Origin of the sequence: Bradyrhizobium sp. LVM 105 (assembly GCF_003957705.1) — a bacterium.
GTDB classification, from domain to species: domain Bacteria; phylum Pseudomonadota; class Alphaproteobacteria; order Rhizobiales; family Xanthobacteraceae; genus Bradyrhizobium; species Bradyrhizobium frederickii.
On sequence record NZ_QZMV01000005.1, the window covers coordinates 146,701 to 168,279 of the forward strand.

A 21,579-nucleotide genomic window follows, 5' to 3' on the forward strand; every position below is an offset into this window, starting at 1 on the left:
ATAACAGGCGATTCGGCCTGCGCAATCCGGCAATTCCAAGAAAGTGGCGCGCAAAAGCCGGGACCTTGCACCAACTATTTCGAGCTGGGCCTTTAACGGGTGGCGGGCACGCTCTACATGCATTTGCATGGAAAAATCCCCTGCCTCCGGCCGTTTCGCGCCAACCGCCCTGATGCTTGGCAACCTCGTCACCGGCTGCTCGGTGCTGGCCCCGGCGGGCATGCTGCCGGAGTTGGCGAGGGGCCTCGACGTCAGCATTCATGCCGCCGGGCTGCTGATCACCTTCGGCGCGGTGACGCTGTGCATCGGCTCGCCGCTGACGGCCTGGCTCACCAGTCGCATCGAACGGCGGACGCTCCTCACCGCCACGCTCGCCGTGCTCGCCTTGGGCAATATCGCCTCGGCCTTTGCGCCTGACTACACCAGCCTCCTCGTCATCCGCCTCGTCATGCTCGCGGTCGGTGCGCTCTACACGCCGCAGGCCGCCGGCACGGCGGCGCTGATCGTGCCGGCCGAGCGGCGGGGCAGCACCATTGCGTATATCTTCCTCGGCTGGTCGCTGGCCGCCGCCGTCGGTCTTCCGCTGATCACCTTCATCGCCAGCCGCTATGGCTGGCGGGCAGCCTATGGCGAGATCGGCGTGCTCGGTTGTCTCAGCTTCGTGCTGTTGCTGCTGCGATTGCCGGCGGGCTTGCAGGGGGCGCCGGTGGATTTGAAGACATGGGCCGCCGTCGGCCGGAGCAGGACGATCCTGCTGCTGCTTGCGATCACCATGTTGCAAATGTCGGGACAGTTCGTCGTGTTCACCTACATGGGGCCGCTGCTCAACAGGCTCACGGGCGCCGGCCCCGATGCGATCGGCATGGTGTTCGCGCTTTATGGCGTTTGCGGCTTCCTCGGCGTCGTCATCGCCACCCGCATCGTCGACACCTCGGGGCCCTATCGGACCTCGCTGCTGTTCACCTGCCTGCTGCTGGCGGGGATCACGGGCTGGGCGCTCGGCGCCGGTACGCTTGCTTTCATGACATGCGGGGTCGCGATCTGGGGCCTCGGCTTTGCCTCGACCAATTCGATGCAGCAGGTCCGGCTGGTCGCCGCCGCGCCGTCGTTGGCATCGGCGACCGTCGCGCTCAACACCTCGGTCCTCTATATCGGCCAGGCGGTCGGCTCCGCCATCGGCGGATTGTTGTTCGCCCGCGAGCTCCTGCACACGCTCGGCTTCGTCGCGGTCGGTTTCGTCGTGCTGGCGCTGATCCTGGTGGTCCTGACCCGGCCCCGTCAGGCCGCTGCCCTGGCCTGACTCCCGCGTCTGGCGTGCGCAAGGTGCTTGGCAAACAGCGCGCCGGAGCGCTAGAAGGCCGGTCATGGGGACCAAAGAGAGTTGACTGAAATGAGGATGATTCTGGCGGTTGCCGCGGTGCTCTATTCAGCCTCCGCGTTCGCGCAAGCCGACAAGCCACCGATGGTCGGGGACAAGCCCTTGGTGCAGGTCAAGCCCAAAGGAACCAAGGAGGCGGCCGCGGCGCCGAAGGGCAAGCCGCAATCGATCGCCGTGCGGCTCCAGGCCTGTCTCGAGATCGACGACGGCACCAAGGACCGCCTCAACTGCTACGACGCCGTGATCCCGCCGGCCCCGAAGCCGAAGCCTGCGAAGGCGAAGGGCTACGCCGATTGCCGGTTCTTCAAGGAAGAGGACGAGCGCCTGACCTGCTTCAACGGCTTTGCCGAGAGCATTCCGAAGCTGCCCAAGAACTGATGCTGTGCGGGACATGCTCAGCTGCTGATCCGGCTGAGCGCCGCACGGCTAAAGCATGATCCGGAACAGTGCGCAGCTGTTTTCCGAAAAGATCATGCTTAAACAGCAACCTAACGCGCGATGACGATTCATCCCAATCGCGTCGCGCTTTAGCGGCTCGAGGCCACGCGCGTCAGCGCCAGCGACGGCGTCGCCGCCATCTTCACCAGTACGTCCTTGAGCGGATCCTGCGTCCAGGCGCGGGTGACATAGTCGCGATGGGTGATGCCGTCGGCGGTCTCGACGAACACCACGCTGCCTGGACGGAGCGGCTGATCCATGTCCTCGGCGACGCTGATGCCCTTCTGGCGGAGCATGCTCATCAGCTCGCGGTCGCGCCGCGCGGTGTGGCGGGTGTAGGCGCTGACGAAGAAGCCGGAGCGGTGGCTTTCGATCCAGGACGCGAACTTGTCCAGTTCGCCATAGACGGCATCGAGCAGCACGACGCCGCGGACGCGGTCGCTGATGCCGCCGACCTCCAGGCTCCAGGCCGTCGGCAGGAAGCCGCCGCTATAGCCGACGATCACGATCGGCATCGAGGCGAAGGCGCGCGCGCTGTTGGGATCGCCGGTGACGCGGGCGAGGTGCTCGGCCGATTCCGCCATGAAGCGCTTGAAGCCGCCCGGTTGCCAGAACTTGCCGGCGCTGGAATCGGCGGCATTGACCGCCATCTGCGGGGCGAGCAGCACGGCGTTGACGCCGGAATCGGTGATCTGCTTGGGCACCAGCTGGCGATCGCGCACGTCGCGTTCGAGCGTTGCGCCGTTGCCGTGGAAGAACACCACGATCACGCCCGGCTTGCGCACGTCGAAATGCTCGGGCACGTGCACCAATACGCGGCTGTCATTATAGGTCTCGTCCTGCCAGAACACGCGACCGGAATAGCTGCGGTGGCCGCGACGGTCGCCCTTGGCAATGTTGAGGAACGGTGCGTCGGAGGCGGGGTTGTTGCCGAAATAGGGAAAGGCCGACGACTTCATGCTGACGAGGGTCGTCAGGTCCTCGCGGGCGGGGCGCTTGTAGGGGACCTGCGGCTCGAGCGAGGCGACCTTGTAAGGTGCCTGCTCCGGCTGCTGCTGCACAGCGCGCTTGGGCGAGAAGTCCGACATCTGCCGCTGCAGAAGGCTCTCGCTCGCCGACGGGAAGCGCTCCTTGAACTGCGGGGCCGGAAAGCGATCCTCGAACGTGTCGCCGCTCGCCACTTTCTGGTTTGTCTTCGCAACGACCTGGACGTTCGCCTGCGAGTTCGCCGCGAGCGCCGCCGGGCTTGGCGCCTTGCCGCATTGAACCAGCGTCAGCGACAGCGGCACCAAGGCTGAGATCAGGGCGCGCCGGAGCACACGGCCGCGCGCATCGGAAGGTGTCCGATCGGCACGCATGTCAGCTCTCGGTTTCGGAACGGCCCCGACCATCCACCCATGACCCCAAAGTCACGTCCAATCGGCAATCTCTAGGCAATTGAGCCGACCGACGTTTAGGCGACGTTAAGCGTCCGGAGAAACTTCCCCACATCCGGAACGCTCAAAAGGACCATGCAATCGTGTCCTGATTGTGGGGACGGGGGACGGGACTTCCCGGGGCTTATGCCGCTTTTTCTCTCGGCAACGGGAATAGTGGTGCCCAAGTACCCCGTTTCCGTTGCCTCATTTAACCCTTGTTAACCCTGCTTGAATTCACTGGGGCAAACTGCACGATGCGCCCCGCGAGGCACCACGCCTCAGGTTAAGGACCCCGATGACGGCATCAGATGCGGGAACCGAACCCTGGACTGGCCGGCTGACCGGAAGCGGGACAGGGGTCTCGGTTCTGGTCGCGACGGCCATCGTCGTGGCCGACATGATCGGGGTCGGCGTCTTCACCAGCCTCGGCTTCCAGGTCAAGGATATCCCGTCCGGCTTCTCGATCCTGCTGCTGTGGACCGTCGGCGGCATCGTCGCGCTCTGCGGGGTGTTCGCCTACAGCGAGCTTGGGGCGATGTTTCCGCGCTCGAGCGGCGAGTACAATTTCCTCGGCCGCGCCTATCATCCGGCTTTCGGCTTTCTCGCCGGCTGGGTGTCGGCGACGGTGGGCTTCGCAGCGCCGGTCGCGCTTGCCGCGATGGCGTTCGGCGAATATGCCAAATCGGTCGTGCCCGGTCTGCCGCCGATCCCGCTCGCCATCGCCGTGGTGTGGCTGGTCTCGCTCGTGCAGCTGACCGGCGTCAGGCACTCCTCGACCTTCCAGCTGATCTCGACCATCATCAAGGTCGCGCTGATCGTCGCCTTCCTGGTCGCCGGCTTCGTCATTGGCGTGCCGCAGCCGATCGCCTTCACGCCGCAGCCGGGCGATCTCGCCCACATCGTCAGCGCGCCGTTCGCGATCGGGCTCGTCTTCGTGATGTATTCGTTCTCGGGCTGGAATGCCGCGACCTACATCATCGGCGAGATGAACATGCCGCAGCGGAACCTGCCGCGCGCGCTGCTGACGGGCACGCTGATCGTGCTCGTGCTGTATGTCGCGCTGAACGCGGTGTTTCTCTACACCACGCCGGTGAGTGCGCTTGCCGGCCAGCTCGATGTCGCCAGCGTTGCCGGCAGCGCGATCTTCGGCAGTCTCGGCGGCCGGATCGTCGCCGCGATGATCTGCGTCGGCCTGATCTCCTCGATCTCTGCAATGATGTGGATCGGTCCACGCGTCATGATGACGATGGGGGAGGACATTCCGGCCCTGCGCGTGTTCTCGAAGCGATCGGGGCGCGGCGCGCCGGCCTATGCCATCCTGTTCCAGCTCGCGGTCGCGACGCTGCTGCTGTTCACGCGCAGCTTCGAGGCGGTGCTCGACTTCATCCAGTTCGCGCTGTTGTTCTGCTCGTTTTTCACGGTCGCCGGCGTCATCAAGCTGCGCATCACCGACCCCGATTTGCCCCGGCCCTATCGCGCCTGGGGATACCCGTTCACGCCCCTGGTTTTCCTGCTCGTGACTGCGTTCATGATGTACTACCTCTTGACCGAGCGGCCGGTGCAGTCGCTCTCGGGGATGCTCGTCATGCTGTCGGGCCTGTTGATTTATGCCGTTTTCCGCAGGCGGCCGGTCGCCGTCGGCAACTCACACAATCGCGAATAGATATGTTTCGATCCCTCAGAATCGCGGCCGCCGCTCTTGCCCTGCTGGCCGCGGCCGTCTCGTCCGCCCGCGCCGCCGAAGTCACCTTCGATGACACCGCGCGCTTCCTTGCGGGCATGCAGCCCTCGGCGGATTCACCGCTGCTGCCGCTCACAAGGGAGCCGGGCTGGCAGCGCCATGCCAAGTTCTTCGACGGCGCCTTCGCCCAGCTCGAGCAGCGCCAGCTTTCGAAGATCCGCGATTGGGCCGACGTCAATCTCGCCGCGCCCCGGCCGACCATGTTCTACATGTTCAGCGGCCCGGATTTCATCTACGCCAACGCCTTCTATTCCAAGGCCAGCACCTACGTGCTCGGTGCGCTGGAGCCGGTCGGTGCCGTGCCCGATTTGACGCGGCTGCCGCGCGGCTCGATCGGTGCCGCGCTCTACAATATCGAACGTTCGCTCGGCTCGATCCTGAGCTTCTCGTTCTTCATCACCAAGCAGATGAAGGTCGACCTGCACGCCAATCAGGTCAACGGCACGTTGCCGATCCTCTACGTCTTCCTCGCCCGCTCCGGCAAGACCATCCGCAACGTCGAGATGGTCGCGCTCGATGCCAAGGGGGGGATGCATGCCGCAGGCGACAATCCGGGACCGAACGCCACCCACGGCGTCCGCATCACCTTCGCCGGCAGCGACGGCGAGGCGCGCACGCTGTATTATTTTTCCACCGACCTTTCCAATGCCGGTGCGCGCAACACCGGATTCCTGAAATTCTGCGAGACGCTGGCGCCCGGCAACAGCCTGCTCAAGAGTGCGTCCTATCTCATGCACTCCGGAAATTTCACCGTCGTCCGCAACTGGCTGCTGGCCAACAGCGCCACCATCATCCAGGACGATTCCGGCATTCCGCTTGCGAATTACGGCGCACGGCAGTGGCGGTTCTTCCCGTTCGGCCGCTATCTCGGGCCGATCGACGAATTCCCCGGCCGCTACCAGGAGCGCTACGCCGAGTTGTTCACACGCGCCCAGCCGATTGACTTTGGCGTCGGCTACCGCTGGCGCATGCACGAGTCGAATTTGCTGCTGGCGGTGAAGGTGCCCGGCAGCGAAACCCCGCCAAGCGGGGAGGCGACCTCGTCAACCGATCCGACGCCAAAGCCGCCGCGTCCCAAACGGCTGCGACCGCCCGAGTCGATCCCGCCGTCGCACGGGCGCTTCTACTGGTTCCGCTGATTACCAGTGCACGCTCTGACTCGGTACGATGAACGCCGTCGTGCCTGGTGGGGTCGCCAGGCTCGACGCCAGGTACCAGCCCGAGCCGAGCACGAGCGCCAGCAAGGCGACGATCGCGAGCAGGTCCATGGTGCGGGGGTCGTGGTGCCGCCTGGAGCCGGGGGCGGGGCCAAGCCTGTGAACAAGCCTGGTGTGCAGGTGAGGGCTGATTTTCCAGCGCATTGTTGTTTCCTCCCGAAGGGGAGCATCAAAACAACGCGGGAGCAAAGTCCAAGGTTCCACTGAGGCTCAGGAGCATCGCACGGCTCAGGATGCGTTGACACCACGCCATCGGCCATAGCGCCATGGCAGATACCAGCGCGCGCCTTTCGGTGCGGCAAGCGGCACGTTGTCGATGCCTGACGTGCCGAAGGGATTGCAGCGCAGCAGCCGCGCCAGCGTCATCCAGCCGCCGGCCCACAGCCCGAACCGTTCGATCGCCTCGTCGCCATAGACGGAGCAAGTCGGCAGATGCCGGCAATTGTAACCGACCAGGGGCGACAGCGTGTGCCGGTAGAGCCAGATCAGCGCACGGCCGAATCTGCGCGGGAGCCGAAGCGCCCCATCGAGCGAACTGGAACAATGCCCGCAGGCTGAATGCTTCATGTGCGCTGTGCTGCGATGTTAAGCGAGGTATTGCACGGTTCCCGCGCAGGGAACTGTAAGCTGTTGTTTATGCGCCATATTTTGCATGCTTTTTGGGAGCAGTGCAGCAAGTACCTGTGGACGATCTGTATTCCCACGGATACCATTTTTGTGACGTCCATGTGAGAAACATACGCCTGTATGATGGACTCAGCGGGCGCTACCGAGGATTGTTGGGGACCTTAGGGGCTTGGGGAAGGAACCAGATTGAGACTTCTGAACTCCCTTAATCTTCGCGGTTGGTTGCTGGTGGGAACCGCCGCGTGCGGAATCGTGCTGGCTGGCGCCGTCGCGACACTCGGGTCGTCGGCCCGAGCGGGGAGCGCGCTCGAAGAGCGCAAGCTGCCGATGAAGTTCAGCTGGGTCGCCTGCGAGCCGAATTGCCGCGGCTGGGTCAGCGCGGTCGGCGTCATCACCGCCGACACACCGAAGGATTTCGAAGAATTTTCTCGCGGACGCCAGCTTGGTGGCGCCACCGTGGTGCTCGATTCCAGCGGTGGTTCCGTCAATGACGCAATCACGCTTGGCCGACGTTTCCGCAATCTCGGCCTGCTGACCACGGTCGGCATGAGCCTGCGCGGCGGGCAGTCGGCCCGCCCGACGGTCGCGCCTGAGGCCTATTGCGAATCCATGTGCGTGTTCCTGCTGCTGGCCGGCAAGAAGCGCTACGTGCCGGAAGCCGCCCATGTCCGCGTCCACCAGATCTGGATGGGCGACCGCGCCGATAATGCCAAGGCGGCGAGCTACAGCGCGCAGGATCTGATGATCGTGGAGCGGGACATCGGCCGGCTTGCCAAATACACCTTCGACATGGGCGGCGCCGGCGATCTGCTGTCGCTCGCGCTCAGCGTTCCGCCCTGGGAAGATCTGCACGAGCTGGACGCCGGCGAGCTCAAGCTCACCAATCTCGTGACGACCGATCTCGTTACCGACGTGCTGCCGCATGTGGACATTTCCGCACCGGCGATGGCGGAGCTTACCCCGAAGACGCAGGCAAAGTTCGGCGTGGAACCGGAGCACCCTGCGAAGTCGACCAAGACGGCGGAAGCCGTGGCGACGGGCGGTGTGGCCGCGCCGGCTGCACCGACGCCGAAGTAAGCTCCACCCGTTGTCATTCCGGGGTGTCGCAAAGCGACGAACCCGGAATCCAGAAATTGAAGCGTGAGATTCTCAGGTGCGCAATTGCGCACCGGCGTTCGCGCTGGCGCGCCCGGAACGACAATACAATATTGGGCTCAGCCCTGTGCCGCAGCCGGCTGCTTGGCTTTGGCCTCGATCTGGCCGATCGCGTCAACCACGGCATCGAAGGTTAGCAGCGTCGAGGCATGGCGCGCCTTGTAGTCGCGGACGGGCTCGAGGAACTTGATCTCCTCCCATTTGCCTTCCGGAGGCGCACCGTTCTCCTTCAGCATCTTGCGAACAGTCTCGCGTAACTCACGGAGTTCGCTCGCAGTCGAGCCGACAACCCGACTTGCCATGATGGATGAAGAAGCTTGTCCGAGCGCGCACGCCTTCACGTCATGGGCGAAGTCGGTGACGGTGTCCCCGGTCATCTTGAGATCGACCTTGACGGTCGAGCCGCACAGCTTGGAGTGGGCGGTGGCGGAGGCATCGGGGTCCGGCAGCCGTCCGAGGCGCGGAATATTCCCGGCCAACTCGATGATCCGCTTGTTATAAATGTCGTTCAGCATGTGATGGAGTCCAGCGCGTCCATGCCCACTTCGGCGCCCGATCGGCCTTGGCGGGCGTCGTCCAGGGTCCTATATAGGGTCGGAACTGGTGGAAATACAGTCCAGCGGTACGGGGCGGCGATCCGGATCTATGCCGTCAGCGTTTTGAGCTCAGGACCCTTTCCGCCGAAACTGTTCTGTTCAGGCGTCCGGCGGCTTGGTCGCCCCGTCTGCCGGTGACACTCCGGCCGCGAGGCCGTCGAACGGAGTCGATATGGACGCTGCAATCAAATCCATCCGCCCGGGCAAGCCCTCTGACCGGCAGCCCGAGAGCCGGCCGGCCGAGCTTGATCCCGCTGAATTCCTCGCGGCCGCCGTCCGCGCCGACCAGCCGCGCCCGGCGCGCGCCGAGGCGGAAGCGGCGGTGAAGACACTGCTCGCCTATATCGGCGAAAACACCGAGCGCGAGGGCCTGCTCGACACGCCGCGCCGCGTCGTCGAGGCCTTCGACGAGCTGTATCAGGGCTATCACCAATGTCCGGCCGAGGTGCTCGACCGCACCTTCGGCGAGACCGCCGGCTATGACGATTTCGTGCTGGTGCGCGACATCGAGTTCACGTCGCAGTGCGAGCATCACATGATGCCGTTCTACGGCAAGGCGCATATCGCCTATACGCCGGTGGAGCGCGTCGTCGGCCTGTCCAAGCTCGCTCGCCTCACCGACATCTTCGCCCGCCGGCTCCAGACCCAGGAGCACCTGACGGCGCAGATCGCGGCAGCGATCGACGAGGTCCTGAAGCCCCGCGGCGTTGCCGTGCTGATCGAGGCCGAGCATACCTGCATGTCGGTGCGGGGTGTCGCCAAGCATGGCGCCTCCACCTTCACCAGCCGCTTCACCGGCATGTTCCGCGACAATCCTGCGGAGCAGGCCCGCTTCCTGTCCCTGGTGCGAGGCACGCGCTGACCTCGCGATGGTCATGTTGGGCATGACCTTGTCGGAAAACCGCTGCGCACTTTTCCGGGTCATGCTCTTGCGAGGTCGTTGTGTCCGCTCACTCCCATGAGATCGAGGAAGGCCTGTCCTTCCAGCCGCGGTTCGACGCGGCCGGGCTCGTGACGTGCGTCGCGACCGACGCCGCCACCGGCGACGTGCTCATGGTCGCGCACATGAACGAGGAGGCGCTGCGCAAGACGATCGCGACCGGCGAAGCCTGGTACTTCAGCCGCTCGCGCAATGCCTTGTGGCGAAAAGGTGAGACTTCGGGTCAGACCCAGCGCGTGGTCGAGATGCGCACCGATTGCGACCAGGACGCAGTCTGGATCCGGGTCGAGCAGATCGGGGCTGCCTGCCACACCGGGCGGCGGTCGTGCTTCTATCGCAAGGTCGAGGGTGAGGGCGGAGGAGCCAAGCTGGTCTTCGCCGATGCGGCGCGGCTGTTTGATCCGGACGCGGTCTACAAGAAGTAACTGTCATTCCGGGGCGCGCGAAGCGCGAACCCGGAATCCATCGCACGGCATCACGCGCGGCAAAATGGATTCCGGGCTCGCACCTGCGGTGCGCCCCGGAATGACTTGAAGTGGGGCGGCGACACCAGGATTAACCCCGCATTAACCATACCTGTCCCACGGTGAGACGACAGGCGTCCGAATTGCCGGCGCCGCTCAACGCCGCGCGGGGCGGGCACTTCATCATGTCGGTCGACAATTCCAGCGCCACGCAGACGGCCGGTCTCGATCCGGCGCGGGCGCGCGTCGCCGGTGCGATCAAACAGGCCTCGAACATCAGCGGCGTCAGCTTTCAGTACATGCTGACCACCGCCAAGATGGAATCGGATTTCGATCCCGCGGCAGGGGCCACCACCTCGTCCGCGCATGGGCTCTACCAGTTCATCGACCAGACCTGGCTCGGCACCGTGAAGGAGGCCGGCACCCAGCTCGGCTACGGCACTTATTCCGATGCCATCTCCAGGACGTCGTCGGGCAGCTACGCCGTCGATGATCCCGTGATGAAGCGGTCGATCATGAAGTTGCGCGACGATCCGCAAGCCGCTTCCAGCATGGCGGCGGCGCTGACGCAGTCGAACAGCTTCAAGCTGACCGGCCTGCTCGGGCGCAGGCCGAGCGACAGCGAGCTCTACATGGCGCATTTCATGGGCGTCGGAGGCGCCGCGAAACTGATCGCCAATGCCGAGGACAATCCGCAGGCGGTCGGTGCGCGGCTGTTTCCGAACGCAGCGTCCGCCAATCGTTCGATCTTCTACACGAGGGACGGCCGCGCCCGCAGCGTCTCCGAGGTCTATTCGGTGCTGGACGCGCGCTATGCCAGCGCGGCCAATTCGAAAGTGACCCGCAGCGCAATGGCTATGTATGGTGGCACGCCGTCGACCGCGGAGGTCGCGAGCGCGAATGGCGTGCAGCCGACCGTGCCGGTCATCGACAACGCCAGCTATCTCCAGACTTTCCCGAATACACGCGCGGCGACGCCCGTCAGTGCGACATCGCCGACGACGGTCGCGGACAATGCGCCGACCACACCGGCCTTCCGTTCGATCTACCAGCCCGGCGACACCACTCAGCCGGTCTCGACCACGGTGCAGAAATTGTGGGGCAACAACGCCTCGCTGACGTCCGTCGCGTCAGCTACGCCTGACGTGCGTCCGCCGCAACCGCTCGATCTGTTCAGCGATCGCAGCGGCACGTTCTCGAGCTAGCGCTGTCTCGTGTCCCGGACGTGCTGCAGCGTGAAACGCTGCTGCGCTGAGCCGGGACCCAGTGCTGCGAATTCCTCTCGAAAATTTCTGGGCCCCGGCTCAGCAGCGCATTCGCTGAAGGCGTGCGTTGCTGTGGGTGCACGTGTGGGTAGCGCTTTTGTTCCATTAACAAAACGTCAATAAAACCAGTCAGTTATGGTGAACGCTTTGTTAAGCGTCATGGTTTATTTTGTGTTGCAGGTGACGAGCCGTCACTCTTTTCGTTTGTTTGTGTAAGCCGGAAGCAGGATGATTGTTCGGCAGTTCATTAATTGGATCAGGACGGCGTCCGCCGGCGAGCGGGCCGAGGCAACACGGGCGTTGGCCCGGGCCTGGCTGATCTCAGACCTTTCGACAGAGGACCGCGTCGCCGCCGAAGGCGCGCTGTTGATGCAGCTCGACGATCCCTCGCCCTTGGTGCGGCAGGCGATGGCCGAGGCCTTTGCGCGCAGCCCGGACGCGCCGGCATCGATCGTGCGGGCGCTGTCGGCGGACCAGCCGACGGTCGCGCTGCCGGTGCTCGAACATTCCCCGCTGCTGATCGACGCCGACCTCGTCGACATCGTTGCGACCGGCAATGACGAGGTGCAATGCGCGGTCGCCCGCCGCATCGCGCTGCCGGTCTCGGTCTGCGCCGCCATCGCCGAAGTCGGCTGCGCGGCGGCCGCGCTCGAGCTGATCGAAAATCCCCATGCCGAGCTTGCGCCGTTCTCGTGGAATCGCATCGTCGAGCGCCACGGCCATCTCGCGGCGATCCGCGAGGCGATGCTGGTGCTGGATGACCTGCCGTCAGCAACCCGCGCCGCGCTGGTGGCAAAACTCTCCGAGACGCTGGCGCAATTCGTCGTGGCGCGGAACTGGCTGAGCGCCGATCGTGCCGATCGCATCACGATCGAGGCGCGCGACCGCTCCACCATCAACATCGCGGCGCGCTCGCGCGGCGAGGACATGCAGGGCCTGGTGCATCATCTGCGCGTCACGGGCCAGCTGACCGCCGGCCTGATCCTGCGCGCGCTGTTATCGAGCAATCTCGATCTGTTCGACGCGGCACTGGCCGAGCTTGCCGATCTGCCGCTGGCGCGCGTCACTTCGCTGCTGCACGATCGCGGCGGCAACAGCCTGCATGCGCTGCTCCGGCGCGCCGGGCTGCCCGAGGCGACGTTTGCGGCGTTCCAGGTCGCGCTCGATGCCTGCCATGAGCAGGGCTTTGTCGGCAGCGACGACGGTGCGGCACGGCTGCGCCGCCGCATGGTCGAGCGCGTGCTCACCCATTGCGAGACCGACCGCGGCGCCACCGAGCCGCTGATGGTCCTGCTGCGCCGCTTCGCCACGGAATCGGCACGGGAAGAGGCAAGACTGTTCTGCGACGAGCTGGTCGCGGACGATGCAATCGATCCGCTCTACGACGACCTGATCGCGGCGTAGCAAGATGCCGTAGGGTGGGCAAAGGCGCGAAGCGCCGTGCCTACCATCTATCCGCGCAGCTCAAAATCGATTGGTGGGCACGCTTCGCTTTGCCCACGATACTGCCGCGTGGATGGAGCGGGCTCACATTCCGTCATTGCTTCGTCGCAAGTGCCGCTCGCAATGACGAGGAGAGAGCTGGACCTTACTCCCCGGGCGCGATGCTCGGCGCCAGGATCACCTCGAGATGTTCGGGGCGGTCACGGTTGACGTGCGCGAGATAGTCGTCGGCGATCTTGCGCAGGCGGCGGTTGAGCTCGGTGGAGACGCTGATGCTGTCGAGCCTGGTATTCTCGTGCACGATGGCGAGGATGGCGTTGATGTGATGCGTGAACAGTTCGGCCGGGACCTTTTCCAGATCGGGCGCGTGCTCGATGACGCGGCACAGGCTCTCGGCGATTCCGGCCGCGGCCGGATAGCCGAACGTCACGGCGTCGCCCTTGATGTCGTGAGCGGCGTGAAACAGCTCGTCGCGCCTTTCCTTGGTGAAGCCGTCATTGCGGATGGCGACATAGGCGGCCGACAGACGGTTGACCTCGGTCGTCATCCAGTGCTTGAACTCGCCGGAAAGGCCGGCGAGCGCCTGTTCGGCGCGGCCGATCGGATCGTCCAGGTCCTTGTCGTCGACGCGGCGCAGCACCTTGCGCAGCGGGTTCGGCTGCGTGATGATCTGATGCGTGGCGAAGGCCTTGACCTCGATGTCCTTTGCGCTGTTCTTCGCCATGATGCTGCCTCGCCTGAAGACGTTGCGCTAGATGGTGGAGCGTGCCTTGTCGAGCAGCGAGGGCTGCTGGAGCACCTCGTGCTTTTCGCCGACGCGGCGCTCGGGACCCATATAGGCGGAATTGGTGTTGCGGCGCCGGTCCGGCCCGAAATAGGTCTTGGTCTTGATGAAGGGGCGGGGATTGGCGACGACGTTGAGGATGCGCTGATAGAGCCCCTTGGCCGAGATCGGCTTGGCCAGGAATTCGGTGACGCCGGCATCGCGCGCGACGGTGACGCGGCGCTTCTCGGAATGGCCGGTCAGCATGATGATCGGCGCGTAAGGGTTGCCCTTGGATTCCGGCTGCCGGATCATTTGCGCGAGTTCGAGCCCGTCGAAGATCGGCATCGCCCAGTCGGTGATGACGATGTCGGGCACGTAATGGCTGTACATCTCGAGCGCCGTGGCGCCGTCCTCGGCTTCATAGACTTCGCGCGCGCCGAACGAATGCAGCAGCGTCCGCAGGATGCGACGCATGTGCGGATTGTCGTCGCAGACGAGGAAGCGCAGCTTGTTGAAGTCGATACGGAACATGACGCCCGGGCCAAAAGCGGTCAACCTTCGTTAACCATATCGCGGCGGAGGTTAACGAAGGGTTGCGACCGAAGCTGCGGCGGCGGGCCGCGAGATGGTGCTAGTAGCCGAACTGCTCGCGCAGGATGCGCTCTTCCAGGCTGTGGCCGGGGTCGAACAGCATGCGCATCGAGATGGTCTTGTCGGACAAGACCTCGACCCGGCGAACGTCGCGCACTTCGTCGTGGTCGGCGACCGCTGCCACCGGTCGCTTGTCGCCCTCCAGCACCTCGATGACGACATAGGCCGTGTTGGGCAGCAGGGCGCCGCGCCAGCGCCGCGGGCGGAAGGCGCTGATCGGGGTCAGCGCCAGCAGCGCCGCGTTGATCGGCAGGATCGGTCCCTGAGCGGACAGATTATAGGCGGTGGAGCCGGCCGGCGTTGCCACCATGATGCCGTCGGCGATCAGCTCGGGCATGCGCTCGCGCTCGTCGATCATGATCCGCAGGCGCGCGGCCTGGTAGGTCTGCCGGAACAGGGCGACCTCGTTGATGGCGTGGTGCAGGTGGACGCAATCGTTGACGTCGGTCGCGCGCATCAGGAGCGGATTGATCTCGGATTCATGCGCGGCCTCGAGCCGCGCGCGCAGGTCGTGGGTCGAGTATTCGTTCATCAGGAAGCCAACGGTGCCGCGATGCATGCCGTAGATCGGCTTTCCCGTGCGCATGTTCTGGTGCAGCGTCTGCAGCATCAGCCCGTCGCCCCCGAGCGCGACCACGATATCGGCCTCCTTGGGGTCGCAATTGCCATAGTCCCTGGTGAGCTGGTCAAAGGCGACCTGCGCCTCGTTGCTCGAGCTGGCGACGAAGGCGATCCGGTCGTATCGCTGGGGCTTGGTCATGGCTTGTCGGGCACGGCCGCTGCTGGAGGAAGTTCCGCCGGGCTCGTCTATACGAGGTTTGGCTCCATTGTCGAGGATGACCGCCTTTCGAGACAAATGGGCCATTGTCGATCCAGAGAACAAAACGGGTTGATTTGAGCCCGGCAGGGATGCGCCATCGACGGGTGATCCCGCAAACGGTCGCAATTCCTCGCTAGCTTCGCTGCGTCTCGGCTATGACAGCCGGGCAGGGAGAACGATCATGCCCACGATCTTGCCGACGCTGCGACGAACCGGGGTCGTACTGGCCATGGCCCTGGTCGCATTTGCAAGTGTTGCGCGCGCGGAGGATCCGCCGCAGCCGCGCGCCGAGACGGCGGCGCCAACCGGACAGAAGGGCGGGCGCGGGAGCGGCGCGCAGAGCGGGCCGCAGAGTTCGTCCTCGGCCGAGCCGCACCGTCTCCCGCCGGATTCGACCACGAAGCAGACCCTGGCGCTGCCCGGCCGTACCCTCAACTTCGCCGCGACCGCCGGCTCCATCCGCGTGTTCGACGGCAAGGGCGAGCCGCTGGCCGACATCGCCTATACCTCCTACCAGCTCGACGGCGCCGACCGCGCCACGCGCCCGGTCACGTTCCTGTTCAACGGCGGACCCGGGGCATCCTCGGCGTGGCTCCAGTTCGGCGCGGCCGGTCCATGGCGGCTGCCGTTGGATGGCGATGCGCTGTCGCCGTCGGCCTCGCCCGAGGTGAAGCCGAACGCCGAGACCTGGCTCGACTTCACCGACCTCGTCTTCATCGATCCCGTCAGCACCGGCTACAGTCGCTTCATTGCGAGCGGCGAGGACGCACGCAAGTCGTTCTATTCCGTCGATGGCGACGCCAACGCGATCGCGCTCGTGATCCGCCGCTGGCTCGAGAAGCACGACCGGCTGACCTCGCCGAAATACGTCGCGGGCGAGAGCTATGGCGGTATTCGCGGGCCCAAGGTCGTGCGCCAGTTGCAGCTCCAGCACGGCGTCGGCGTCCGGGGCTTGATCCTGGTGTCGCCGCTCCTGGATTTCCGCGAGTTCACTGGCACCAGCCTCCTGCAATATGTCGCGACGCTGCCGAGCTATGTGGCGGTGGCGCGCGAAGCCAAAGGGCCGGTCAAGCGCGCCGACCTCGCCGACGTCGAGGCTTACGCGCGCGGCGAATTCCTGGCCGACCTCGTCAAGGGCGAAGCGGACAAGGAGGCCACCAATCGTCTGGCCGACAAGGTCGCCGAGCTCACCGGCATCGACCAGGCGGTGAGCCGCCGCCTTGCCGGGCGCTTCGACGTCGGCGAGTTTCGCCGCGAATTCGACCGCAAGAACGGCAAGGTGACGGGACGCTACGACGGCTCCGTGCGCGGCTTCGATCCCTATCCGGATTCGAGCAGCTCGCGCTTCGGCGACCCCTCCGGCGATGCGCTCCAGGCGCCGCTGACGAGCGCCGCGGTCGACGTGCTCTCACGCAAGCTCAACTGGAAGCCCGACGGCTCCTATGAGGTTCTGAACGGCACTGTGGAAGGTCACTGGGATTTCGGCCGCGGCATCAACCCGCCGCAATCGGTGTCCGAGCTGCGCCAGATCCTCGCTACCGACGCGAAGCTGAACGTGCTGGTCGCGCACGGCCTGTTCGACCTTGCCACGCCCTATTTCGGCACCAAGCGGGTGCTCGATCAACTGCCCGCCTTCGTGACGCAGCGCGTCAAGTTCGTGGTCTATCCCGGCGGCCACATGTTCTATTCGCAGGGCGGCTCGCGGCAGGCGTTGCGCAGCGAGGTCGAGCGATTGATCAGGGAGTAGGCCGCCGTTTGCGCGGCGGATATCGGCGGGCGATTTCCTTCGCCACGACGCGCTCCGGCTTCACATTCGCGCCGGCGATCCAGATGTCGCTGACCTTGCCGCGCTTGTCGCGGATCCGGCGCACCGGCTCGCCATGGCTGGAATAGCCGGCGGCCCAGGCCAGCTTGCCGACGTCGCGGCCGGTGACCTCGATCTCGGCGGCGTCCATGAACGGATTGTTGAACTGCGGATTGGCGACCAGCACGCGGTTGCCGGCGGGAACGAGGTCGCTCGCGCCCCAGATCGTCCACCAGCGCCCGGTCCAGTCGCGCAGGCGGCGGTCAGGCGCGCCGCGGGTCTGGAAGACTCGCAGGATCTGCATTGCGCCGTCCATCCAGAACGGCGCGGCACCGTCGATCGAATTACTGAGGATGCTGATCGAAAGCTCGCAAGCCGGGATTGCGCAGGTCCGCGAGATGTAGCCCTGGAAGCCGCCGCCATGGCCGAACCAGTCCCAGCCGTCGGTCTTGCCGGCATTGACGCCCAAGCCGTAATAGCCCTCGAAGCTCTGCGGGATGCGCCAATGATGCCGCGTCATCTCGCGGCGGCTTGCGGCTGACAGCATGCTCTTTTTGGCATTGGGCGCGAGCTGCGCAAAGAAGCGGGCGGTATCGCCGGCGGTGGCAACGAAGCCTGCGGCCGCAGCCATCGCCTGCGCCGGATTGTCTCCGGGAATCACGCAGCGTTCGCCCAGCGGAACCTTTCGCGTGTGGCCGCGCGCGAACGGCGCGCCCTTGGGAAGCGGCGCGTCCGGCTCGGTCTCGCGCAGGCCCGCGGCCTTGATGACCTCGCGCTTGATCCAGACCGAGTAAGGCTCGGTCGTCACGGCTTCGATGACGAGACCGAGCAGGCCAAAGCCGTGATTGGAATATTTGAAGCGGCTGCCGGGCTCGATCGCGGTCGGCAGCTTCAATTCCGCGAGCAGCTCCTTCGCATCGAGATAGGGCCGGCGGTCGATGAACTGGCCGGAATCGACACCGTCGCGCGTCAACCCCGCGCTGTGCGACAGCACCTGCGCGATCGTCGTCTCGGCGACGCGCGGATGCAGGCCGCCGACATATTGGCCGATCGTGTCGTCGAGCCGGAGCTTGCGCTGCTCGCGCAGCTTCATGATGCCGGCCGCGGTGAAGCTCTTGGAATGGGAGGCGATGCGGAAGCGGTGGCGCGGGGTGAGCTTCTCGCCGGTGTCGAGATTGGAAAGGCCGAATGCATGCTCGGCGACGATCTCGCCGCGATGGGCGAAGGCGACGATGACGCCGGGCTGCTGGATTGTCGTCAGCTGGAATTCGATCCAGGAGCCGATGTAGTCGATCGCGGATCGCAGCCACGGGTCCATTGCGCTACCAATTTGCGAGGGGGAGGTTGGTGCTGGAGGCTAAAGCGCGATGCGATTAGGATAAATCGTCATCGCGCTTTAGGTTGTTGTTTGAGCATGATCTTTCCGGAAAACCGCTGCGCACTTTTCCGGATCATGCTTTAGCCGAGAAAGCGGAACGGGCACAACCCGTAAAGGTTGTGCCCGTTCGCTTCATGAAGATGCGATGTCTTCAGTACACGAGCGTCGCGCCGGTCGGCTTGTCGAGTGCGGCGGCAAGCGAGCGATATTCGGAGCTGTCGGTGCCGGCGAGCGAAGCGATCTTGTTCAGATGATATTGCGCCTGTTCGCGGTTGCCCTGCTCGAGCTGCCAGAGGCCGTAATACTGCCAGGTGCGGACGTGGTTCGGATCGTCCTTCAGCGCCAGCTCGTAATAGACCTTCGACGACTGGTAGTCGCCGAGCTTGCGATAGGAATAGCCGATCAGATTGGCGACGTCGGCGACGTCATCGCGCTTCAGTGACTTCAGCTGGCCGATCGCGCCGGTGTAGTCGTGGTTGTCGTAGATCGCGGTGTAGGCGGTGCGATAGGCGGCGAGGAACTTGGGATCGTTGACGGAAGAGCTCTTCTTCTTGCCCTTCTTGGTCGATGAGTCCGAGCTCGGCGGCGGCGAAGGGGAGTCGCCGCCCGCGGCATAGGCGCTGGACAGCACCGGTGCGGCCGCCAGCGACATGGCGACCAGTCCCGGCACGACAAGCATTGAGAGTTTGCGCATCTAAATTCTCCCGTATGGAACGTGGCGATCCTACACGATTGCCCGAAGACCGAAACACCCGTCTGGCGGAAACATTCCCGCTTCGCACGATCTGTTCGCCCAGCTGCAGATGACAAACTTGTCATCGAGATGAACGGAAGCCTGCCAGGGGCTTCAGACTGGGTTCAGTGCGTCGCCTCTAGGTTCCGACCTACGATCGAAGGGTAGGCGAGAGGGCGCCGCCTCGAGATCCTTCCAAGAGGAGACCACCATGCTGAAGACCATTTCCGCAGCCTTGCTCGCAGCTTCCGTGATCGCAGCCCCAGCCTTCGCCGCCGAGGCCGGCAAGACCACCACGACCGCCCCTGTGATCAAGGCGGACCAGAGCCAGACCAAGGCGTCCACCACCGCCGCAAAGCCGGACGCCGGCGTCAAGCCCGACGCCAAGGCCGCTGACATCAAGCCCGCTGACGTCAAGCCCGCCGACGTCAAGGCGGACGCCAAGGTGGATACCAAGGCGGATACCAAATCGAAGGCGATGAATGCCAACGCCGCGGTCACGGACGAGCACAAGACGGTGCGCACGCATCGCCATCACCACAAGCATCTGTCGGCCAAGAAGTCGCAGAAGGCGCAGCCGGACCTGACCAAGCCGGCCACCAGCGAGAAGCGCAGCTAACGTCTGATTCCGCGCGGCGGCACCTTGCATTGCCCGCCGCCGCGTACGGACTTCAGGCCCGTCCCGACGCCTGTGCGAAAGCGCAGGCGCCGGCGGCGGTGCGGTGCGCTGTTGACGGTGCCTTCCGCGCAGGATCGAATTCCCTTTGCGCGACCTTGGGGCTAGAACATGACCTGGGTCTGTGCGCGTGGAGAGCGTGAGCTGTGGGGCGATTGGCGAAAGGTGCGGTGCGCGCGGCATCGGTCCTGGTATTGCCGCTGGCGCTTGCGGCATGTTTCGGCAGCGATGGTGACCGTCCGACCTTCATGGGCGGGACCCAGGCTGGGGGACCGCAGCCGTTTCCCGACAATTTCCGCAGCGACACGCTGGCGCTGATGCGCACCTATCTGAACAACCCGGTCGGCGTGCGCGAGGCCAGCATGGCCGAGCCGGTCCAGCGCGAGGTCGGCGGCCGGCAGTTCTATGTGAGCTGTCTGCACTTCACCCCGCGCGAGACCGACGGCAGCTACAAGGCCATGCGGGAACGCGCGGTGATCTTCGTCAACGGTCGAGCGGATCGAGTCGTGGACCGGACCAGCGAGCTCTGTGCCGGCGCGGTTTACGCACCCTTTCCGGAACTTGAAAAGATGACGCGGTAGCGCAAAGCCGGCCTTCATGGCCCGGTGCTAGAACGAGGATGCCGGAGCCGCTGGATCACATTTCGGCGAGCTTTGAACGGGGCGATTTGGCGTTGCGACAAATTGGTACAGCAGGTCTTGCGCAGGCGACAAACAGCCGGCGCGGGACGGCGGGATGGAACAAAATCGCGATGTTGCCACCCCGTCACAGTAACGAACGATCAACGTTCCGGCATCGTCGCGAAGCAACCCAATTCACGCCACGTTGTTTCCTGAGTGTCGTATATGAAAGAACGGGGATGATCATGAAATCGATTTTGCTGGGTGCAGCCGCACTGCTTGCGCTGGCCGCGCCGGCGGCGGCCGCGGACGTGCAGCCGCGCACCTATGCCAAGGCGCCGGCCTATACGCCGCCGCAGGTGATCTATAATTGGACCGGTTTCTATATCGGCGGTCATGTCGGCGGCGCGTTTGCCGGCGACAACAGCTTCCAGTCCAGCGACGCCCGCTTCATGGGCGGCGTGCAGGGCGGCTTCGACTACCAGTTCGCCCCCAATTGGGTGGTGGGTATCGAGGCTCAGTACTCCTGGCTGCCGACCAACAACAACGGTGTCACGTTCCCGCTGGGCACGCAGGTGACGTCCAACACCGACCAGATCGGGTCGGTGACCGGCCGTGTCGGCTACACCTGGGGACCGACGCTGCTCTACGCCAAGGGCGGTTACGCCTGGCGTAACAACAATCTCGGCGTCAACATCGCCGGCGTGCCACAGGCCTTCACCACGACCGGCAACAGCAAGGACGGCTACACGGTCGGCGCCGGCCTCGAATACATGTTCGCGCCGAGCTGGTCCGCCAAGGCCGAGTACCAGTACTATAATTTCGGCAGCACCACCTTCACCTCGGGGCCGGCCGACATCGTCGGGGTCCGCGGCCGGGAGGACGAGCATACCGTCAAGGTCGGTGTGAACTACCGTTTCGGCTGGGGCGGTCCGGCAGCCTCGCGCTACTGACCCTCCGCCAGCGATCGCGCTCTGACAAAGGCCGGCTCTGCCGGCCTTTCGTTTGTCCGCGGGGCGTCGGCCAGCCCTGCATTTGCAATGCGTGAACCATCTGGCGCGTCATTTGCAGGCAAACATTCCGGCGCGCGCCTTCTCACGCGCGTCATGGGACCTGGGTAAAGCAAAAATAATTTTTGCCGCTTACGGAACTCGTGCTCCGGAAGGCGTTATATGAGAATTACCGGGCTGGTGGGACGACGGACATGCGTATCTTGGTGTCGGCGGTGGTGCTCTCGTGCTTCCTTGGCCTGCCGTGCTCTGCACAGACAATCCTCAAATCCGAGCCTCTGATCTTGGCACCTTACGAGGTGGCTTTCGTCAAGGACGCCGCGTGTCCGTCGGGCAAGGTGCTGAAGGTCACCGGCGCGATCCGCGGGCTGCACCGCCGCAAGGCCTGCGTGGCGATGCCTGGTGAGCAGGCCTCGCTGGCGACCGCGACGCCCTGATC

23 protein-coding genes are annotated in these 21,579 nt (G+C 64.9%); 14 read left to right on the forward strand and 9 right to left on the reverse strand.

The annotated features are described in order from the left end of the window. Nucleotides 1-127 precede the first annotated feature (127 nt). On the forward strand, nt 128-1,300 hold the full coding sequence (locus D6B98_RS16090) for an MFS transporter (RefSeq protein ID WP_126257958.1): 1,173 nt from the start codon (nt 128-130) through the stop codon (nt 1,298-1,300). A gap of 90 nt (nt 1,301-1,390) precedes the next feature. Beyond that, a complete protein-coding gene (locus D6B98_RS16095) occupies nt 1,391-1,756 on the forward strand; it encodes a hypothetical protein (RefSeq protein ID WP_126257959.1) in 366 nt (121 codons plus the stop codon). Nucleotides 1,757-1,905: 149 nt separating this feature from the next. Here the strand turns inward: D6B98_RS16095 and D6B98_RS16100 are convergent, their stop codons facing one another. Further along, nucleotides 1,906-3,174 (reverse strand): alpha/beta hydrolase, encoded by a 1,269-nt coding sequence (locus D6B98_RS16100; protein WP_245481400.1) that lies wholly within the window; start codon nt 3,172-3,174, stop codon nt 1,906-1,908. Nucleotides 3,175-3,529: 355 nt separating this feature from the next. Between D6B98_RS16100 and D6B98_RS16105 the strand changes: the two genes are divergently transcribed. After that, complete coding sequence (locus tag D6B98_RS16105; protein WP_126257961.1) at nt 3,530-4,897, forward strand: APC family permease; 1,368 nt, start codon at nt 3,530-3,532, stop codon at nt 4,895-4,897. Nucleotides 4,898-4,899: 2 nt separating this feature from the next. Next, the gene (locus D6B98_RS16110) at nt 4,900-6,114 is read left to right on the forward strand and encodes a hypothetical protein (protein WP_126257962.1); all 1,215 of its coding nucleotides are present in this window, start codon (nt 4,900-4,902) and stop codon (nt 6,112-6,114) included. Here D6B98_RS16110 and D6B98_RS16115 read toward each other — a convergent pair whose 3' ends face one another. Together D6B98_RS16115 and yidD are read right to left on the reverse strand one after the other, a co-directional pair. Further along, entirely contained in the window at nt 6,115-6,336 is a 222-nt protein-coding gene (locus D6B98_RS16115; RefSeq protein ID WP_126257963.1) for a hypothetical protein, read from the reverse strand. It abuts the gene before it with no gap. A gap of 84 nt (nt 6,337-6,420) precedes the next feature. Then, nucleotides 6,421-6,759, reverse strand: a complete 339-nt coding sequence (gene yidD, locus D6B98_RS16120; protein WP_126257964.1) for a membrane protein insertion efficiency factor YidD — start codon at nt 6,757-6,759, stop codon at nt 6,421-6,423. Nucleotides 6,760-7,005: 246 nt separating this feature from the next. Between yidD and D6B98_RS16125 the strand changes: the two genes are divergently transcribed. Then, nucleotides 7,006-7,896 carry a COG3904 family protein gene (locus tag D6B98_RS16125; protein ID WP_164718656.1) on the forward strand — a complete coding sequence of 297 codons (891 nt, stop codon included), beginning with the start codon at nt 7,006-7,008 and terminating at the stop codon, nt 7,894-7,896. Nucleotides 7,897-8,033: 137 nt separating this feature from the next. On the opposite strand, the gene D6B98_RS16130 is transcribed toward D6B98_RS16125, so the two are convergent. Beyond that, on the reverse strand, nt 8,034-8,489 hold the full coding sequence (locus D6B98_RS16130) for an iron-sulfur cluster assembly scaffold protein (RefSeq protein ID WP_126257965.1): 456 nt from the start codon (nt 8,487-8,489) through the stop codon (nt 8,034-8,036). Nucleotides 8,490-8,742: 253 nt separating this feature from the next. On the opposite strand from D6B98_RS16130, the gene folE reads away from it, so the two are divergent. The 4 genes from folE to D6B98_RS16150 all read left to right on the forward strand — a co-directional run bounded on the left by folE (nt 8,743) and on the right by D6B98_RS16150 (nt 12,643). After that, a complete protein-coding gene (gene folE / locus D6B98_RS16135; protein WP_028137199.1) occupies nt 8,743-9,432 on the forward strand; it encodes a GTP cyclohydrolase I FolE in 690 nt (229 codons plus the stop codon). An 80-nt stretch (nt 9,433-9,512) separates the two neighbouring features. Further along, a complete protein-coding gene (gene hisI / locus D6B98_RS16140) occupies nt 9,513-9,935 on the forward strand; it encodes a phosphoribosyl-AMP cyclohydrolase (protein WP_126257966.1) in 423 nt (140 codons plus the stop codon). A gap of 182 nt (nt 9,936-10,117) precedes the next feature. Beyond that, nucleotides 10,118-11,179 (forward strand): lytic transglycosylase domain-containing protein, encoded by a 1,062-nt coding sequence (locus tag D6B98_RS16145; RefSeq protein WP_164718657.1) that lies wholly within the window; start codon nt 10,118-10,120, stop codon nt 11,177-11,179. Between the two features lie 288 nt (nt 11,180-11,467). Then, entirely contained in the window at nt 11,468-12,643 is a 1,176-nt protein-coding gene (locus D6B98_RS16150) for a DUF2336 domain-containing protein (protein ID WP_126257968.1), read from the forward strand. A 184-nt stretch (nt 12,644-12,827) separates the two neighbouring features. Here the strand turns inward: D6B98_RS16150 and D6B98_RS16155 are convergent, their stop codons facing one another. From D6B98_RS16155 to D6B98_RS16165, 3 genes are all read right to left on the reverse strand, one after another. After that, on the reverse strand, nt 12,828-13,406 hold the full coding sequence (locus D6B98_RS16155) for an Hpt domain-containing protein (RefSeq protein ID WP_126257969.1): 579 nt from the start codon (nt 13,404-13,406) through the stop codon (nt 12,828-12,830). A 27-nt stretch (nt 13,407-13,433) separates the two neighbouring features. After that, nucleotides 13,434-13,979 (reverse strand): response regulator, encoded by a 546-nt coding sequence (locus D6B98_RS16160; RefSeq protein WP_011088265.1) that lies wholly within the window; start codon nt 13,977-13,979, stop codon nt 13,434-13,436. Between the two features lie 100 nt (nt 13,980-14,079). After that, a complete protein-coding gene (locus D6B98_RS16165) occupies nt 14,080-14,859 on the reverse strand; it encodes an NAD kinase (protein WP_126257970.1) in 780 nt (259 codons plus the stop codon). Between the two features lie 241 nt (nt 14,860-15,100). Here D6B98_RS16165 and D6B98_RS16170 point away from each other — a divergent pair, with 241 nt between their 5' ends. Then, nucleotides 15,101-16,666: a S10 family peptidase gene (locus tag D6B98_RS16170; RefSeq protein WP_126257971.1), complete on the forward strand. Its 1,566-nt coding sequence runs from the start codon at nt 15,101-15,103 to the stop codon at nt 16,664-16,666. Here D6B98_RS16170 and D6B98_RS16175 read toward each other — a convergent pair. Both D6B98_RS16175 and D6B98_RS16180 read right to left on the reverse strand, forming a co-directional pair. After that, complete coding sequence (locus tag D6B98_RS16175; protein ID WP_126257972.1) at nt 16,656-18,041, reverse strand: serine hydrolase domain-containing protein; 1,386 nt, start codon at nt 18,039-18,041, stop codon at nt 16,656-16,658. The two genes, D6B98_RS16170 and D6B98_RS16175, sit on opposite strands and share 11 nt — an antisense overlap. A 211-nt stretch (nt 18,042-18,252) precedes the next feature. Beyond that, nucleotides 18,253-18,795, reverse strand: a complete 543-nt coding sequence (locus tag D6B98_RS16180; RefSeq protein ID WP_126257973.1) for a tetratricopeptide repeat protein — start codon at nt 18,793-18,795, stop codon at nt 18,253-18,255. A gap of 250 nt (nt 18,796-19,045) precedes the next feature. Between D6B98_RS16180 and D6B98_RS16185 the strand changes: the two genes are divergently transcribed. The 4 genes from D6B98_RS16185 (at nt 19,046) to D6B98_RS16200 (ending at nt 21,577) form a co-directional block, all read left to right on the forward strand. Continuing rightward, complete coding sequence (locus D6B98_RS16185; RefSeq protein WP_126257974.1) at nt 19,046-19,453, forward strand: His-rich protein BRANT; 408 nt, start codon at nt 19,046-19,048, stop codon at nt 19,451-19,453. A 203-nt stretch (nt 19,454-19,656) separates the two neighbouring features. After that, nucleotides 19,657-20,091: a hypothetical protein gene (locus D6B98_RS16190; protein ID WP_126257975.1), complete on the forward strand. Its 435-nt coding sequence runs from the start codon at nt 19,657-19,659 to the stop codon at nt 20,089-20,091. A 284-nt stretch (nt 20,092-20,375) separates the two neighbouring features. Beyond that, nucleotides 20,376-21,083: an outer membrane protein gene (locus tag D6B98_RS16195; RefSeq protein ID WP_164718658.1), complete on the forward strand. Its 708-nt coding sequence runs from the start codon at nt 20,376-20,378 to the stop codon at nt 21,081-21,083. A 251-nt stretch (nt 21,084-21,334) separates the two neighbouring features. Next, nucleotides 21,335-21,577, forward strand: a complete 243-nt coding sequence (locus D6B98_RS16200) for a DUF6719 family protein (RefSeq protein WP_126257977.1) — start codon at nt 21,335-21,337, stop codon at nt 21,575-21,577. Nucleotides 21,578-21,579: the final 2 nt, after the last annotated feature.